Source organism: Microbacterium sp. GQ128, from assembly GCF_059758615.1.
The window spans coordinates 235142-251867 of the sequence record NZ_JCAXDY010000001.1; the positions used below are offsets into that span (position 1 = coordinate 235142).

12 protein-coding genes are annotated in these 16726 nt (G+C 67.8%); 8 read left to right on the forward strand and 4 right to left on the reverse strand.

The window, feature by feature from the left end:
* Nucleotides 1-6: 6 nt before the first annotated feature.
* Together AC6CHX_RS01145 and AC6CHX_RS01150 are read left to right on the forward strand one after the other, a co-directional pair.
* Entirely contained in the window at nt 7-831 is an 825-nt protein-coding gene (locus tag AC6CHX_RS01145) for a carbohydrate ABC transporter permease (RefSeq protein ID WP_498271331.1), read from the forward strand.
* 72 nt (nt 832-903) lie between these two features.
* The gene (locus tag AC6CHX_RS01150; protein WP_498271332.1) at nt 904-3474 is read left to right on the forward strand and encodes a family 78 glycoside hydrolase catalytic domain; all 2571 of its coding nucleotides are present in this window, start codon (nt 904-906) and stop codon (nt 3472-3474) included.
* Between the two features lie 61 nt (nt 3475-3535).
* Here the strand turns inward: AC6CHX_RS01150 and AC6CHX_RS01155 are convergent, their stop codons facing one another.
* A complete protein-coding gene (locus tag AC6CHX_RS01155; RefSeq protein ID WP_498271333.1) occupies nt 3536-6721 on the reverse strand; it encodes a family 78 glycoside hydrolase catalytic domain in 3186 nt (1061 codons plus the stop codon).
* 30 nt (nt 6722-6751) lie between these two features.
* Here AC6CHX_RS01155 and AC6CHX_RS01160 point away from each other — a divergent pair, with 30 nt between their 5' ends.
* The 4 genes from AC6CHX_RS01160 (at nt 6752) to AC6CHX_RS01175 (ending at nt 10755) form a co-directional block, all read left to right on the forward strand.
* Nucleotides 6752-7768 carry a LacI family DNA-binding transcriptional regulator gene (locus AC6CHX_RS01160; RefSeq protein WP_498271334.1) on the forward strand — a complete coding sequence of 339 codons (1017 nt, stop codon included), beginning with the start codon at nt 6752-6754 and terminating at the stop codon, nt 7766-7768.
* A gap of 124 nt (nt 7769-7892) precedes the next feature.
* The gene (locus tag AC6CHX_RS01165; RefSeq protein WP_498271335.1) at nt 7893-9356 is read left to right on the forward strand and encodes a hypothetical protein; all 1464 of its coding nucleotides are present in this window, start codon (nt 7893-7895) and stop codon (nt 9354-9356) included.
* A gap of 167 nt (nt 9357-9523) precedes the next feature.
* On the forward strand, nt 9524-10120 hold the full coding sequence (locus AC6CHX_RS01170) for a ComEA family DNA-binding protein (RefSeq protein WP_498271336.1): 597 nt from the start codon (nt 9524-9526) through the stop codon (nt 10118-10120).
* A 209-nt stretch (nt 10121-10329) separates the two neighbouring features.
* Nucleotides 10330-10755 carry a GNAT family N-acetyltransferase gene (locus AC6CHX_RS01175; protein WP_498271337.1) on the forward strand — a complete coding sequence of 142 codons (426 nt, stop codon included), beginning with the start codon at nt 10330-10332 and terminating at the stop codon, nt 10753-10755.
* A gap of 87 nt (nt 10756-10842) precedes the next feature.
* Here AC6CHX_RS01175 and AC6CHX_RS01180 read toward each other — a convergent pair whose 3' ends face one another.
* A complete protein-coding gene (locus tag AC6CHX_RS01180) occupies nt 10843-11241 on the reverse strand; it encodes a winged helix-turn-helix transcriptional regulator (RefSeq protein WP_498271338.1) in 399 nt (132 codons plus the stop codon).
* 63 nt (nt 11242-11304) lie between these two features.
* Between AC6CHX_RS01180 and AC6CHX_RS01185 the strand changes: the two genes are divergently transcribed.
* Complete coding sequence (locus AC6CHX_RS01185) at nt 11305-11958, forward strand: NADPH-dependent F420 reductase (protein WP_498271339.1); 654 nt, start codon at nt 11305-11307, stop codon at nt 11956-11958.
* Between the two features lie 37 nt (nt 11959-11995).
* Here the strand turns inward: AC6CHX_RS01185 and AC6CHX_RS01190 are convergent, their stop codons facing one another.
* Both AC6CHX_RS01190 and AC6CHX_RS01195 read right to left on the reverse strand, forming a co-directional pair.
* Nucleotides 11996-13498 (reverse strand): hypothetical protein, encoded by a 1503-nt coding sequence (locus AC6CHX_RS01190; RefSeq protein ID WP_498271340.1) that lies wholly within the window; start codon nt 13496-13498, stop codon nt 11996-11998.
* Nucleotides 13495-14124 (reverse strand): ABC transporter ATP-binding protein, encoded by a 630-nt coding sequence (locus AC6CHX_RS01195; RefSeq protein WP_498271341.1) that lies wholly within the window; start codon nt 14122-14124, stop codon nt 13495-13497. The genes AC6CHX_RS01190 and AC6CHX_RS01195 overlap by 4 nt, the downstream gene beginning before the upstream one ends.
* Before the next feature lie 204 nt (nt 14125-14328).
* On the opposite strand from AC6CHX_RS01195, the gene AC6CHX_RS01200 reads away from it, so the two are divergent.
* Nucleotides 14329-16692 (forward strand): ComEC/Rec2 family competence protein, encoded by a 2364-nt coding sequence (locus AC6CHX_RS01200; RefSeq protein WP_498271342.1) that lies wholly within the window; start codon nt 14329-14331, stop codon nt 16690-16692.
* Nucleotides 16693-16726 lie beyond the last annotated feature (34 nt).

The following is a 16726-nucleotide window of genomic DNA, read 5'->3' on the forward strand; positions in this document are numbered from 1 at the left end:
ACGCACATGAAACCGAATCGCCTCCGCCTCGGCCGGTACACGACCGTCATCGTGTTCGGCGCGATCATCGCGATCCCCCTGTTCTACCTGCTCTCGGGCTCGCTCATGTCGGCGCAGGAGATCGTGCAATATCCTCCCCGACTGTTGCCGAGCACCCCGGTGTGGGACAACTTCGTGAAAGCGATGGAGTACCTCGAGCCCCGCACGATCCTCAACACCTTCGTCTTCGTTCTCGGTGTGCTCGTCATCCAGCTCGCCATCTGCCTTCCTGCCGGATTCGCGCTCTCGAAGATTCCGTTCCGAGGAGCAGCGATCATCCTCGCGGTGTTCGTGGTCCCCATGTTCATGCCCACCAACCTGCTGCTGATCCCGACCTACGTCGTCACGTTCAAGCTCGGGCTCGTCGGGTCCTTCTGGGGCATGATCCTGCCGGTCGCGGGCCAGGCCTCGCTGGGAGTGCTGCTCTTCCGGCAGTTCTTCGCCACGCTGCCACCGGGGCTGATCGACGCCGGCCGCATCGACGGCGCCAACTGGTTCCAGATCTTCACCCGCATCTCCCTGCCGCTCGCGAAGCCGATCATCGCGTCGTATTCCGTGGTCACGTTCCTCACCGCATGGAACATGTACATCTGGCCGCTGCTGGCCGCACCCGGCGAGGATACGAAGGTTCTGACGCTCGCGCTGGCGCCCCTCGCAAGCGGTCAATTCGCCTACATCCCGCCTTCTGTGACGTTCGCAGCAGCGGTGATCGGCATGCTCCCCGTACTGGTCGTCTTCGTCGTGTTCCAGAAATGGTTCACGAAGGGCGTCGCGGGTTCGGGACTCGAGTAGATCGTGAGCGTGCCGCATACCACCGTGCAGGGGAGCGTTCGCGCGGAGCATCTGGCTCCGAACCTTCCCGGGGTGACGAACTCATCGACCCTCGTCGGCACCGATCGACCGCGCCTTTCCTGGCAGTACGCGTCGACTAACCCGCAGTGGCGTCAGCAACGGCGTGAGTTGCAGCTCACGCGGGCGAACGGGGCGGTCGAGACGCACACGGCAGCGGATGCCGAGCAGGTGCTCGTGGAGTGGCCGTTCGAGCCGCTTTCGTCGCGCGAGCGGGCGACCGTCCGAGTGCGGGGCGGGGATGCAGACGAGTGGACTCCTTGGAGTGAGCCGGCAACGATCGAGGCGGGGCTGCTCTCTCCCACGGATTGGAGCGCCTCATGGGTGACACCGACGGATATCGTCGGCGTCGACGACCCGGCGCCTGTGCTGGGCACGGATTTCGTCGTGGGCCCCGGCATCGTGACCGCTCGCCTCTACGTCTCCGCACTCGGGATCATGGTCACGCGCATCAACGGTGTTCCCGTGAGCGAGGACCACTTCGCCCCGGGGTGGACGTCGTACGATCACCGGATCCGATACCAGAGCTATGACGTCACCGTCCTGGTGAGCGAGGGGAACAACTCGTTCCGCACACTTCTCGGCAACGGGTGGTATCGAGGTCGAATAGCGTCGTTCGCGCTGCATCGTGGTCGGCCGTACGGCGACCGACTCGCCCTTCTCGCTCAGCTGGAGCTGCGTTATGCCGATGGCAGAGTCGAGCGCGTCGCCACGGACGGGTCCTGGAGAAGCGGCGCATCCGGGGTGCTGCTCAATGACTTCTACGACGGCCAATTCACGGATCTGCGGGTCGCCGACGACGCGGCGCTCGGCGGAGGCGTGACCGTCGTGCCCGCGCCCTCGGCGAGCCTCGCAGCCCCTGAAGCGCCCCCCGTGCGTGCGATCGAGACGACGGCTGCGGTGTCTGTGAACACGACGCTCGACGGCAGACACATCGTCGACTTCGGTCAGAACCTCGTCGGCTGGGTCAGGCTGCGCGCTCGAGGTCGCCGTGGCTCGGAGGTGGTCGTCCGGCACGCCGAGGTGCTCGAGGAAGGCGAGCTGTCTCTGCGACCCCTGAGGTCAGCCAAGGCCACCGATCGCTATCTGCTCGCCGGAACCGGCGTCGAGGTCCTGGAGCCCCAACTCGTGTTCCATGGCTTCCGCTACGCCGAGATCACGGGCGTGGCCGAACTGACGACCACCGACATCCAGGCGGTCGTCCTGGGAAGCCAGCTCGATCGCACGGGATGGTTCTCGTCATCCGACGCCGCTCTGAATCAGTTGCACGAGAACATCGTGTGGGGAATGCGCGGCAACTTCCTCGATCTGCCGACCGATTGCCCCCAGCGAGATGAGCGTCTCGGCTGGACCGGCGACACACAGGTCTTCGCCCCGGCGGCATCCACTCTCTTCAACGTCGCCGGGTTCCTCTCGTCCTGGCTCAGCGACCTCGCGGCTGACCAGCTGCCCGACGGGACGGTTCCTGCGGTGATCCCGCGGGTCTTCCGTGACGTCAAGGCCTTCGCCGGCTGGGGGGACGCGGCCGTGGTCGTGCCCTGGGTACTGTACGAACGATTCGGCGATGTCGGCATCCTCAGACGCCAGTACCGCAGCATGTGCCGGTGGGTCGATCGGGTGGCTGAACTGGCGGGCCCCACCCGTCTCTGGTCAACAGGGGAGCAACTGGGGGATTGGCTCGATCCTCTCGCTCCGCCCGACGACCCGGCAAGAGCGCAGGCCGATCCCGCGGTCGTCGCTACGGCCTATTTCGCCCGCTCCGCGCAATTGCTCGCGCGGGCGGCAGCCGTGGTCGGCGAGCCCGCCGACGCGCGTCGCTATGGGATCCTGGCCGAGCAGGTGAGGCAGGCGTTCTGTGCGGAGTACGTCTCATCGAACGGACTGATCCGCAGCGACTGCCAGACGGTGTACGCGCTGGCACTGCATTGGCGCCTCGTCCCCGAGGGGCCAACACGCACTCGTGCGGGATCTCGCCTCGCCGAACTCGTGCAGCAGCAGAGGTACACCGTGGCAACCGGCTTCCTGGGTACCGCGGTCATCCTCGATGCACTGTGTGCCTCCGGCCGTCGGGATGCGGCCTACCGCATGCTGCTGACGCATGAATTCCCGTCGTGGCTCCACGCCGTCGACCTGGGCGCGACGACGATCTGGGAACGCTGGGACAGCATGCTGCCGGACGGCAGAGTGAACGAAGGGGAGATGACGTCGTTCAACCACTATGCGTTCGGTGCGGTCGCAGACTGGATGCACCGTGAGATCGCAGGGCTTCAGCCGACCGCGCCCGGCTATCGGGAACTGCGTCTGGCACCAACGGTGGGGGGCGGCCTCACAGCCGGCAGCGCTCGTCACCTGTCGCCCTACGGCGAGATCGCGATCGAATGGCACCTCGATGGCTCTCGCTTCAGCCTCATGGCGCGGGTCCCCGTCGGTGTCACCGCGACGGTCGTGCTGCCCGACGGCTCCGAGATACCCGACGTCTCCCACGGCGAACACAGATTCGAGCTCGAGCGCTTCGTCACCGATGCCGCGATCGACGGCGATCGCGTGCACGTGAGAGCCGCGTCCGAGGCGCTGCGGGGCCACTGAGGGGGTGCTGTTCCGTCATGTACGCCGCGGCACGCGGTCTTGCGGGTCCATGCGGTGATCCTCACCACGTGCGCGCGCTGCTGGTCCAGCCGACCAGGCCGACCCGCATCGCGAGGAACCGCTGCATATCCGACAGGGGCACGAACGGTCCGCGCCCGACGTCGTGCTCGTCGTGCCAGCGAACCCCGACGTCGACGGCGACGACACTCGAGCGGCCGGCCCAGTCGGACAGTTCCACGCTCACACGATTCCAGGCGATGGGGAGCGGGCGTGCTTCCGCAACGACACTCGTGCCGTCCGACGAGGTCAAGCGCAGGAGCACCCGCACGACGCGACCGGTCAGGTAGGGGCCGTCGATGTCCACATGCGCGAAGGCGAACGAAGCGGCCCTCAGATCGAGGGGAGCATCGGGATGGAGGGTGACCCATCGTTCGTCGTCCGGCTTGAAGTTCGCGATCGATATCGAGAGCGTGGGCGCGGGTATCGGTTCGTGGAAGACGGGGGAGCAGACGACGACCTCGTGTTCCATCTCCACCGATGTATCGGGCCCGACCGGACGCCAGGCGGCAGATTTCCATATCTCTCCCGGGCGCGGGGCGCGGGGCTCGACCCTATTCACCACCGGAGTGAGGAAGGGGATCGCACGCCGCACGCGGTGGTGTCCGGAGTCGAGGGTCACGGTCTCTCCGCCCGGTACGACGATGTCGGCAGTGGTGCCGACGGGGACGGTGACGTCGCAGACGAACACGCTGTCGTGCGCGGTCCACGCGACGTCGATCATGCCGTGGCGGGTCATCCGTTGCACCGTCGCCGATGAAACCGACGCGGTGAGTCGGGGCTCGACCACAAACCGCCGAAAGCCGGGTTCCTTGGCACGAAGACCGGCCACGAACTGCCACGCCCACGCCGCGAAAGGAGCTCCGAGGCCGATGTGATCAAGCGAGGCGACGCCGACATTCTCGTCGTCTATCCACCAGGCCTCCCAGAAGGTGCCCGGTCCCTCGACCAGCATCGACCCGATTCCCGGCTGTTCCTCCTGGTGGACGGCAGCGAGCAGCGTGCTCCCGCCGTCGTACTCGGCCAGTGCGCGCACCACCGCCTTCGTCCCGGCGAAGCCGCTGCCGAGCCGGTTGCCGCGATCAACCACCTGCTGGGACAGTCGAGTCTGCAAGCGTACGCGTTCGTCGTCGGTCGCCAACCCTGTCACCAGGGCCAGGGCGATCGAGGCCTGCGAGTCGTTCGCCCAGGTGGCGTCGAGTTCATCGTGGAGGACCCGGGTCGCGGTCGCCGCCAGTTCGTCCGCCTGAGATCGCCTGATCATCGCCTCATCGGTGTGCCCGGCGGCTTCCTCGAGGTCTGCGAGCGCACGCAGCGATCGGATGACGGCTGCCGTCTGAAGCATCACCGGGGGAGTCTGCTGCAACGCGAGCCAGTCGGCACCGTAACTGATGTCCGCGTTGCGGACGACTCCGCCCTCGACGGTGCCGAGCTGCCAATCGGCCCACGCGCGCATCGCGGGGAGCAGCGCACGAACATGGCCGATGCCACCGGTGGCCCACCATTGCTGCCAGGGGATCTCGGTCAGGGCGGCTCCCCACACCGGATCAGAGGGCTGCAGGTGGCCTTCCGACTGGACATGAGGCGAGACGCCGAGGACTGCACCGTGGCGGGCATCGAGCGCGACGTCGACGAGCCAGTTGTTGTAGACCGGCGACAGGTCGAGGTGCGCCAAAGCTGCTTCGACCGATGCCGCGGCATCCCCGGTCCACCCGGCCTGTTCGCGGGTCGGACAATCCTCGGGCAGTCCATGCGTGTTGTTGAGTTGAGTGCGCATCGCTATATCGACGAGACGGTTCAGCTTCGGCTCGCTCGAGCGGAACCAGCCGGTCTGCTCGACTGCGGAGTGCAGCACGCCGGCGGAGACGGTGATCCTCTCGTTCGTGAGACCTCGCACCTCCACATAGCGGAAGCCGTGCACGGCGAACCACGGCGAGATGATCTCGGGTGATGCCGTCGAACCCGCAGTCGTCCAAGCCAGCAGTTGGCGTTCGCGGTCACGGTCGGAGGGCAGGCGGATGTTGGTGCTGTCGACACGTCCGTGACCGTCGAGCTTCTCGCCGTGCGCGACGACGATGCGTCGGTCGGCGTCGCCACTTTCCAAGACGACTCGCACGCGCCCCGCGAGGTTCTCGCCGAGATCGAACACCTTCACGCCAGGAGCCGGCTGGCCGATGAGCGCGGCTTCGACCTCCCGGACGACACGCACAGGGGGGCCGGCGTCCGGAGTCACGACTGGTGGTGTCGGGAGAGTGTCCTCAGCGAGCAGAGCGACGGGATCACCCCCGGCACGTCCGTACTCGTCGCGCCGCGCGTCGTGTTCCTCGAGATAGAAGGGTTCATCGGCGATGAGCTGGCTGGGTGAGCACCGCCACTCGCTCGACGTCGCCACGACGTGTGTCGAGCCGTCTTCGAGTTCGAGATGCAGTTCGGCCAGCACGCGCGGACGCTCGAGCACCTGTCCGTAATGCCCCAAGGTCGCGACCATGCTCCAGGTATGAATGGTCGCCGTGGGGTCGAGGAAGGGCGTGGCATCGTAGCTCCGCGACACGGCGCGCGTGAGCGACGAGTCCGTCGGGTCGAGCGCGTCCGGGTTGATCGCGGTGTCGTCGATCACGGCACGCACCACGCCCGCTGCGGCGAAATGCACAGTGGCACGGATGACGGCTCCGGGGATGCGGAAACGGGTGCTGGCGGAATAGGCAGGGGGAAAGGTGATCCATTCCCCCGTCCAGTCCGCCGCGGTGAGGGGACCGGTCACGAGCGGCGCAGGCGTCGCCCAGTCGGAGACGACGCCGAGTTCGTCGGTCGTCCGGACCGTCCACAGAGCGTGGGTGTGCGGCTGCAATGGAGCCCCGGCCCAGTCGACATCGGAGTTCGCGGAGGTCCCGACGGGACCGGAATCCCAAAGGTCCCCGCGCACACGCGGGTCACCGGTCGCGGAGGCTCGCACATGCCATGCCGTCTGGGCTTGTCCGGTGTGTTGGAGGGGGACCACCCACCCCAAGCGGGGAGTGGCGGAAGTGGCTACGGTGAGGGCGATCCCCGCAGGAGCGTCCTCCGCAAGACGGTCGTCCACCATGAGGCGAAACGGTGCAGCCAAGATGAAACCTTTCAGTTGCGTCGACTCTAACGACGTGTGGATTCGATGGCAAGCAATGAACATGATGAACAGTGGACGTAGACTCATGGCAAGCACTCACCCTCAGGAGCACGGTCGATGAAGAAGCCAATCGGTATCCGCGACGTGGCAGCGCATGCAGGTGTCTCCGTGGGGACTGTCTCTAATGTGATCAATCATCGACCGACCGTCACGCAAGCCAACCTCGAGCGTGTACATGCATCGATGGCCGAACTCGGTTTCGTGCGGAACGATCTCGCACGGCAACTGCGCATGGGAGGCGGGACCACGATCGGTCTCGTGGTGCTCAATGTCGCGAACCCCTTCTTCGCCGACCTCGCACACGCTCTCGAGGCGGAAGCGGAGATCAACGACCACACGATCATCCTCGGGTCGAGCGACCAGGATCCCGCACGCGAAGATCGTTACATCGATCTGTTCGAAGAGCAGCGAGTGCGGGGAATGCTGATTGCTCCGCTGGACGGGATCACCCCTCGACTCGCCCGTTTGAGATCCCGCGGAGTCCCGGTCGTGCTCTTCGACAGCACCATAGACCCTGAGCTTTTCTGTTCTGTGACGTTGGACGGCACGGCAGGGGGGTATATGGCGACCCGGCACCTCATCGAGACGGGGCGCCGGCGGATCCTCTTCGCCGGAGGCCCCCTGTCGCAGGTTGCCGAGCGGTTGGCCGGCGCCAGCCAGGCGGCGCGGGAGAGCGGCAGCGCCGCCTTGTCGCTGATGGAGACCGACGATCTCACCGTCGCCGAGGGGCGAGCCGTCGGCGACCACATTCTCGGACTGGCGCCCGGCGACCGACCAGACGCCGTCTTCGCTGCGAACGATCTGCTCGCGGTCGGAATACTCCAGTCACTGATACTTGCGACCGACCTGAAGGTTCCTGAGGACATCGCCATCATCGGCTATGACGACATCGACTTCGCGGCATCGACGATCGTGCCGCTGTCGACGATCCGTCAGCCGCGGGAGCTCATCGCTCGTGAAGCGCTGAGGCTGATGGAGGAGGAGGCGGCCTCTTCCGAGCACGTGCACGCGCGCCTCCTCTGCCCCCCCGAGCTCGTCGTGCGGGAGAGCACCCGGCCGGTCGTCCGGGTGTGAGTCGCCGGATCTGCTCCCGCCCCTGATGCGACATCGGGGTGAGCGATCGTTGACGACTCCGCGCGATCCGTGATAAGCAATGAGCGTCGATTTAACGTTTCATCAGGAGATGCAAAGGAGCATCATGACGACGAATGGCACCATGACGAAGAAGAGGAGCAGGAAGCGATCCACTGCGGTCGCCGCCGCAATCGCGGTGGTGCTCGGTATCGTCGCTCCCTCTCTCACGGCTACTGCGGCGGTCACCTCGTCCGGCCCCGTGTTCACCCACGCCGGGTACGACTACGCGCCGACGGTCATCGAGGAGAACGGCGTGCGCAAGATGTGGTGGTGCGGAGAGGCGACCACGGACGGCTACCTCTCGGATGCGATCTTCTACCGGGAGCAGAACATCTCCACGGGAAGCCTGTCGCCGATCCAGCAGGTACTCACGCCCAGGCCCAGCATCGCCACGTGGGACAAGTCGTATATCTGTGACCCGTCAGTGGTCAAAGGCTCTTTCACCAATCCGGACGATGGGAAGACCTACACATACGCCCTCTACTACACCGCGACTGATCGCGGTCCCGGCAACCCTGCGTACTACGGCACCCACCTCGATGGCACGAACAATCGCATCGGAGTGGCCTGGTCCAATGACGGGGTCATCTGGAAGAAATACTCGCAGAACCCCGTGATCTCCCCTCGTGTGGTCAACACGGACGCGTATGGTGCGGGGCAGGCGACGAGCTACAACGCGGGCGGGAGCTCCGTGCGGGTGACCTACCACGACAACTCCACAGCCGGGACCAGCCTCTACACGCGAACGAGTACGAACGGCCGCACGTTCGGCGCGGAGATGTTGGTGTCGCTGACAGGGCTGGCACCCTCGGGGCAGCTCAGCTACGGCTCGAACTTCGATGTGGCGTACAAGCCCAGCGAAGGCATGTGGTACGGAACCTTCCCGTTGCCCAGACGCGATGCGGGCGATCGTGAGACGTATCGCATGGTCATCGCGAAGATGCCTGCGGCGTCGTTTCCCTCCGGAACCTGGCAAAAGCTGGGCTTCATCGACTCCAACAGGACCGGGGCCTATCTCAATCACAGTCCGGGTATCGCTCGGACAGGGGCGGGCGAAGTGAGCACAGCCTCATCGGGACTGACCGTGTTGTACTCGGGCGGGGCGAACAGCCCGGGCACGTGGGATCTGCGGATCGCCAAATGGTCGGCGACACCGGCGACAGCTGCCCTCAATCGGTACTACAACGCTGCGGCGGTCCGCCATCAAGTCACCACGGGGCCGCCGACCGGCGGAGGCGTCTTCGAAGAGACTCTCGGCTACCTGCCGCAAGCGCCGACAGGCTCGGCGGTTCCGCTATACGGGTGCAAGTTCTTGGGTGAGGACTACTTCGTGGCGCTGGATGAGAACTGCGAGGGGCACAGCGAGCTCGGAATCAACGGTTACATCTACCCGACCGCGCCGGCGGGCGTCGCCTCCAAGCGCATTTACCGCTGCTACACGGGGCAGGACCACTTCGTCTCAGACGAGTCCAACTGCGAGGGCGTGAAGGTGGAAGCCGCTCTCGGCTTCATCCTGGTGAACCCCTGACCAGATGGTGGGTGCGGCGCGAGCCGTACCCACCATCTTCGCGTTGCCCGCTTGGCCCTGTGCCTCCCACGCTGAAACGCTCTGCACAGCGTGAACCTGATCGCGGTTGTCCACGGCTCAGGTGTCCGGTGCCCGGGGAGTCCGTTTCCCACGCCTAGCTTGGCCGGATGGCATCTCCGAAGGCACCACCCCCGCCACGGCGTCGACTGCGCCTGAGTATCGGAGCCGGGGTCGTTCTCGCGCTCGTCGTGCTGTCTGCCGCCGTTGGCCTCGGTCTTCTGCGCGGCCAGGCATCCCCGACCGCATCCGTGCCGTTACCGGATGAGACGTCGACCGCCGGTGGTTCGGGGGAGCTGTACGTGCACGTCCTGGGGGCGGTCGCCCACCCCGGCATCTACCTGCTGGACCTGGATGCACGTCTGGTTGACGCATTGGCGGCGGCGGGCGGCGCGAACGACGAAGCCGACCTGGCCGCTGTCAATCTCGCGAGGCTGCTGGAAGACGGCGAGCAGATCGTCGTCCCGACCGCGGGGTCGGCGGCCGCTGCGCCGGGAGCGGGACCGCCGGGAGACGACCGCGTCGACCTCAACACCGCCGATCAGGCCGCTCTGGAGACGTTGCCGCGCATCGGTCCGGCACTGGCCGAGCGCATCATCGCCTGGCGCGATGAGAACGGGCGCTTCGGCTCCGTCGACGACCTGCTCGCCGTGCCCGGTATCGGTGAGAAGCTGCTCGCCGGCCTGCGCGATGGGGTACGGGTGTGACGACGCGCTCGCTCGCGAACACGGTCTTTCAGTATTCTTCGAACATCGAAGCGCGATTCCTCCCCTTCTCGGTCGCGCCTTCGGTCGCTGAGCAGCGATGAGGATCCAAGCGAGGAGCGGTATGAGGAAGGCCGTCCGGAATGGTCGTACCGGCTCCACCATGTGAACGTGAGGGGACCATGCGGACGCGTCGATTCACCCCAGATGAAGTGCGTGTTCACGCATCGCACCTCCTTGAGCTTCAGCACGCGGCGTATGCCGTCGAGGCCCAGCTGATCGGTGATGACCGCATTCCGCCGCTCCACGAGACGGAGTCCGACTTGCTGTCGTCCGGCCTGGACTGGCTCGTCATCATCGATGAGAACCATCAGATCGCGGCGGCAGCGGGATACGCGATGGAGAACGACGTCGCCGACCTCGACCGTCTCATGGTCGGCCCCGCCCATCACCGACAGGGCCTCGGCACTGCGTTGGTGATGGAGGTCATGTCGCTTGCGCCCCAGACGGTCGTCGCGACCGGGCGCGACAATGCGCCGGCCCGAGCGCTGTACGAGTCCCTCGGCTTCGTGCACCAGTCGGATGCTGAGCCGGTTCCCGGCCTCTGGATCAGTCGATACTCTCGCGTCCGAGCGTGAGGCGAGCGGCGATCTTTCGTTCCGCCAGCCTTCGGCATGACGCCGTTCTGGGAGGACGGCATCCTCGCCGCGGTTGACGCTCATGAGTCACCGTTGCGGGCTACAGCGCCGTAATCTCGGTTCAGTCGGACAGGCGCTGGTGTCGAGAAGCCGCTCACCGTGCTGCTCAGCCCAGGCGGCCAGCGTCTGCAGCGGCCCGTCGTGGAAGCTGCGGCCCAGGGGAGTGAGCTCGTAGCGATTGATCGGCGACGACCCCGCGTCCTGCCGACGCGCGACGAGGTTCGCGGTCATCAGGCGGGAGAGCGCTTCGGTCAGCGGCTTGTCCTTGATCTGCCCGATGGCCGCAAGAAGCTCCACGCGACGTCGAGGTCCTGCGCCGAGAGCGGCGAGGACGACGCCGTCCCAGCGGTGGCTGAGGACATCGGTCGCCGCACGCACGCGGCAATCCGCCACGCGCTCATCGGCGTCTCCGGTTCTCGCGACCATCCCTCTATTGTCTCCGATCGGTACGCACCGTCCGGTGCGTAGGGGCCTGCGTACGGTCGAGACATGCCAGCTACGACCCCCGTTGACTCCTCCTCTCTCCGTATCGCGCTCATCGGCGCAGGCAACGTCGCGCGCGCCCTCGGCTCCAGGTGGGCTGACGCGGGGCACCAGATCATGATCGCCGAACGATCGAGCGGCAGCGCCCGGCACCTCGCTGATCAGATCGGTCAAGGGGTGACCGTGGTGGCGCCCTCTGACGCGATCCAGGCGGCTGACGTCGTCCTTCTCGCTGTGCCCTGGCGGAGCATCGACGATATGATCGCGCGCACCGGAGCCGTGGACGGCGCCCTGGCGGGCAAGGTCGTGATCGATCCGACGAACCCGGTCGAGCACGGCGTCGGACGTCACCTCCTCGACCGCGGATCGGCAGCCGAGCACATCGCACAGCGTGCTCCGGGAGCTCGCGTCGTGAAGGCGTTCAACGTGTACCCGGCCGATCGGTGGGAAGCAGCAACGGCACACGATGTCGTGGCGCTGGCCGGCGACGACGATCTCGCGCTCGATACCGTGGGCCGCCTCGTACGGGCCGTAGGAGCAACCCCGCACACTGTCGGCGGACTGCACCGTGCGCGTCAGATCGAGGAGCTGGCCGGCATGGTGATCGCGCTGGCGTTCGCGGGGATCGACCCCCGTTCAACCGTCCCAGGAATCGGCTGAAGCGGGGTCGGCTCGTCGCCGCCGACACCGTTCCGGGCTACGCGCGGTGTCGCCAGCGGTGGAGGCCGATGCCGACGAGGACGACGGCGGCGCCGAGGAGCAGGAGGGGAGATTCGAAGACGAGTATTGCTGCGGCGCCCGAGAATGCGGCGAGAAGCAGGCCGTCGATTGACCAGGCCAGTCGCACGGCGGCGCCGAGGTCGCCCATCGGCGACGGGATCGGGGTGAGCAGTGCGGGTGGCAGCGGACCCTTCATCGCGTCGCTGATTCGGGCGACGAGGGTGAGCAGCCCGAGTGCGATCGAACCCGTGATCGGTCCTGCCGCCGCGAGCCCCGCCGCGGCCGCGCATATGACGGACGCCGCGAGCAGCACGATGATCAGCACGGCCAGCGGGAAGAGCGCGTGCCTGGCGAGCAGCTGCTCGTCGCTGATCCCGTAGAGCGGGATATCGGACGCGATGCTCGCGGCGTGCCGGATGCCGTCGGTGAGGGGTCCGAGTCCGGCGAACAGGATCACTCCGGCCGCTGCACCCAGCGCCCAGCCGGGGGTGGCCGGGGAGAACGCGAGTGCGGTCAGTGCGCCAGCTGCGGCGAGAGTGAGGACACCGACGGCGAGGCGGCCGGGGGTTCGGACCGCTCCGATCGCATCGCGGACCAAGAAGGTCACCTCGTGTCGTCGGAGCGGTCGGACGGCGCGGAAGCGGCGACCGAGCTGAGGTCGCCGCTGGTAGATCGTCGCGGCAGCGCTGAAATCCATGCCCGTCGCGTGTGCGGTCGCGGAGTCCCACCGCGCGGCCTGGACCATCAGCTCGGCGAGGCCGAGCCGGTTCATCAGCACCGGCGTCGAGGTCACGAGCATCGCACTCAGCGCGATCAGCGCGATCAACGCGGCGGGTGAGTGCGGCGATCCGCTGCCCGGATAGGCGAGTCCGACCCACCCCCAGGGCGTGAACGCCAGCATCGCGGGGACGGAAGCGGTGATCACCCCCAGCGCGGAGACGCCGATGGCGAGCGCCACCGCAGCGCGAGAGAGCACCTGGCCGGCGAGCCAGGCGACGGTGGTGATCACGCCGACGAGCGCGCCGACGGCGACGAGCGCGACCGCGGCGAGGGGAGCCACCGTCCCGCTCGATGCGAGCGCCGCACCGATCAGCGCGGCGATCGCGGCGGTCGCCGCGGACACGAGTGAACCGGCGCGCAGCATCGGGCGCCGGAATGCGTCGCATCCGGCCAGTGCGCTCGTGGCGAGAGCATGCGTCAGGAACGGGGGATACAGAGCAGGACCGCGGTCGCGACCCAGCAGCAGCGCGCCCGACCACAGCCCCGCGGCGACGAGGACGGTGATCTCCGTCGAGGTGGGCGAGGAGAGGAGCGAGATGCCCTCCGTGCTCGTCACCGTCAGCCAGGCGGCTCGTACGACCGGCGCCACAGCTACCAGTGCGACCATCAGGAACATGTAGACCGCATAGCCCCGGTCGCCGCTCGTGCGGGTGTTCCTGGCACGCCAGATCCGGATCGCCGCGGACGCGCGACCGGTCATGCCGCGGTATCCAACCAGAGTGCGCGGTCGGCGAGTCCGTCGGCGAGGAGCGGGCTGTGGGTGGCCACGATGACTGCCGCGCCCTCGTCGCGTCGCGCGCGAAGCACCCGGATCACCGATTCGACATGCTCCGGGTCCAGACGCTGCTCCGGCTCATCGAGGATCAGCACGTCGAACGGCCGAGCGAGCACCAGGGCGATGCCGAACAGCTGGATCTGGCCCGACGACAGCTCGTGCGGGAACCGCTGCCCGAAGGCGGTCAAGTCCAACTCGGCGAGGACACGACGGGCGAGCGCGGTCGCCGCATCCGGATCGTCCAGCCAGGTCGTCGCCACCAGCAGGACGTGATCGGACACAGTGAGGTCCGGAGCCATCGGGGGCAGTCCGATCATGGCGGCGACGCGGCGCCGGAAAGCCCGGTCACGCGGAGCCACCGCTTCTCCGGCGATCCGAACCATCCCACTCGACGGCTTCTGTGCCCCGGCGAGCACCCGGAGCAGGGTCGACTTGCCGGTGCCGTTCCTGCCGCGGATCACCACTGCCTCACCCCGCGTGGCCGTCATCGTCACGGGACGCAGAAGCGTCACCTCGCCCGCGGACACCGTGACCTCATCCACCTCGATCATGCGAATCATCCTCGCAGGTCGCCACGGAAGAGGAGGCGTGTCGACCCGACCGCGTCAGCATCTGAAGTTGGACCACGAGGTCGCGCACCGTGCGTGCACTCAGGGCGGGAGTGCTTCACTGCACCAGCGGCGATTCGCTGCGGTTGTCCGCAGCTCGCGGGCTCGCGGTGATGTCTGGTCGTTGCGCGCTCGTAGCGTGGCGGGATGTCGCAGCCAGGGACCCGCGCGGAGGAGCCGAGACCGAGCCTGAAACGGCGCGATCTGCGGCTGCTGCCGTTGCTCGGGGCGGTGTGGGCGGCGGCCCTGCTGTGCGTCTTCGTGCCGCAGTGGTCGTGGTGGGTGGTGGGCGGCTGCGGCGCCGGCGCGGTGCTCGTGGTGCTCGCGATGTGTCGGGGACGGGCACTGCGGTTTCACGGCGGCGGGGGTCTCGCCGTGCTGCTCCTTGCGGCGATGGCAGCCACCGGCCTTGCTGTCGCACTCGCCCTTCCCGCGCGTGCGCAGGCCGCCGACTGGTCCGGGCGAGTGGCGGAGGTGAGTGCGGAGGTGACTTCGTCGGCGTCGATCGGTCGGGACGGACGACTGTGGTTCGATGCGCAGACGGTGACCATCGGCACCCGAGATCGACCAGCCGCGCTGTCTGCGCCGGTGCGCATAGGGGTCGAACCGGGTGACGGCTTCGATCTCGGTACTCGGGTTCGAGTGGTCGGTCAGGTGCAGGCGACCGATGCGGGTGAACGGTCGGCTCTCGTCGTCTTCGCGAGCGAGACCGAGGTCGTCCTGCCCGCCCCCGGCGTGTTCGCGGTCGCGGCTGCCCTCAAGCGCGCTTTCGTGGAGCGGTCGCTACGACTCCCCGAGCCCGGCGCGGGCCTTCTCCCGGGCCTCGCCGTCGGCGACACCCGCGCGGTCACGCCCGAGCTCAACGACGACATGCGCACCAGCGGCCTCAGCCACCTCACCGCGGTGAGTGGAGCGAACTGCGCGATCGTCGTCGGTGGTGTCTTCTGGTTCGCCGCGCTGTGCGGAGCCGGACGCGCACTGCGGGTGGTCCTCTCCGTGCTGGGTCTGGCCGGGTTCGTCGTCCTCGTCACCCCGGAGCCGAGCGTGATCCGCGCGGCGGTCATGGCGGCGGTCGGGATGCTCACCGTCCTGCTGGGCAGACCGAGTGCCGGCGCGGGCATGCTCTCGCTGTGCGCCGCCGGGATTCTCGTCGCCGACCCGTGGTTGGCGGCGACTCCGGGGTTCGCGCTGTCGGTCGCCGCGTCCGGTGCTCTGGTCCTGCTCGCGCGACCACTCGCCGGCGGGATGGCGCGGATCATGCCGGGACCTGTGGCCCTTGCGCTCGCGGTTCCGCTCGCTGCGCAGTTGGCGTGCGGGCCGATCATCGCCCTCTTCGCCGAGCAGCAGTCGCTCATCGGCATCGCCGCGAATCTCATCGCCGCACCCGCGGCGCCGATCGCCACCGTGGTCGGCCTGCTGGCCTGCCTGGCTGCTCCGCTGCCGCCTCTCGCGGATCTGCTGGCGTCGTCCGCCTGGCTGCCGTCAGCGTGGATCGCCACCACGGCGACCACCGCCGCACGGCTGCCGGGTGCGCAGCTGCTGCTGCCCGCGGGAATCGGCAGCGCACTGCTCGTGGGTCTCGTGAGCGTGTGTATCGTGGTCGTCGGCATCAGATCCGGTCGACAGAGCAGGGAAGCGGCGACCGGGCGTGGGGGACTCATCGTGCAGCGGGCCGCGGCCGCGGTCCTGATCGTCGTGCTCTCACTCGGCGGCGCCCGGGTGCTCCTCGACGGGCCCCTCGCGACGGCGACGACACCGGACGGATGGTCGATCGCGGCGTGCGACGTCGGGCAGGGCGACGCGCTGCTCGTGCGTACGGCGACGCGGGTGGCGCTGATCGACACGGGGCCGGCTCCGGAGCCTCTGGCGGCGTGCCTGAGATCGCTCGGAATCGGGCACATCGATCTCCTCGTCCTCACTCACTTCGACCTCGATCACGCCGGCGGCGTCGCCGCCGTCCGAGGGCGGGTCGACGCAGTGCTGCACGGTCCGGTCGCAGAGGAAGGCGATCGACGTCTCCTCGCCGACCTCGCCGGCTCGGGCGCACAGGTCGACGAGGCGTGGGCGGGGCAGCGCGGCTACCTCGGTGATGCCGCCTGGCGCGTGCTCTGGCCCGTGCGGGGTTCGGCCGCCTTCCCCGACGGCAACGATGCGAGCGTGGTCATGGAGTTCGACGGGGGAGAGGTGCCCCGCTCCCTCTACCTCGGCGATCTCTCTGCGGCCCCTCAGCGGATGCTGCTCCGCACGGCACGGCTGGGTCACTACGACGTCGTCAAGGTCGCCCATCACGGCAGCGCAGATCAGGATGCCGGAGTGTACGAGGCTGCGCAGGCTCGCGTGGCGCTGTTCAGTGTCGGAGCGGACAACGACTACGGGCACCCCCGCATCGAGACCCTCGACCTCGTCTCGGCGGGCGGAGCTCAGGCGCTGCGCACGGATCAGCACGGACGCATCCTTCTCGGCGTCGGAGACGGCGAGCTGCAGGTCTGGACCGACAAGGCCGCTCCGTGAGTGAGCGGGCAGCGGTGTCGGCGACCGCCGGTAG

Excerpts from the sequence above, each read along its gene's own strand:
- AC6CHX_RS01145 (WP_498271331.1), top strand. The coding sequence starts at position 7 with ATGAAACCGAATCGCCTCCGCCTCGGCCGGTACACGACCGTCATCGTG.
- AC6CHX_RS01155 (WP_498271333.1), bottom strand. The coding sequence starts at position 6,721 with ATGAGTCTACGTCCACTGTTCATCATGTTCATTGCTTGCCATCGAATC.
- AC6CHX_RS01160 (WP_498271334.1), top strand. The coding sequence starts at position 6,752 with ATGAAGAAGCCAATCGGTATCCGCGACGTGGCAGCGCATGCAGGTGTC.
- AC6CHX_RS01165 (WP_498271335.1), top strand. The coding sequence starts at position 7,893 with ATGACGACGAATGGCACCATGACGAAGAAGAGGAGCAGGAAGCGATCC.
- AC6CHX_RS01170 (WP_498271336.1), top strand. The coding sequence starts at position 9,524 with ATGGCATCTCCGAAGGCACCACCCCCGCCACGGCGTCGACTGCGCCTG.
- AC6CHX_RS01180 (WP_498271338.1), bottom strand. The coding sequence starts at position 11,241 with ATGGTCGCGAGAACCGGAGACGCCGATGAGCGCGTGGCGGATTGCCGC.
- AC6CHX_RS01185 (WP_498271339.1), top strand. The coding sequence starts at position 11,305 with ATGCCAGCTACGACCCCCGTTGACTCCTCCTCTCTCCGTATCGCGCTC.
- AC6CHX_RS01190 (WP_498271340.1), bottom strand. The coding sequence starts at position 13,498 with ATGACCGGTCGCGCGTCCGCGGCGATCCGGATCTGGCGTGCCAGGAAC.
- AC6CHX_RS01195 (WP_498271341.1), bottom strand. The coding sequence starts at position 14,124 with ATGATCGAGGTGGATGAGGTCACGGTGTCCGCGGGCGAGGTGACGCTT.
- AC6CHX_RS01200 (WP_498271342.1), top strand. The coding sequence starts at position 14,329 with ATGTCGCAGCCAGGGACCCGCGCGGAGGAGCCGAGACCGAGCCTGAAA.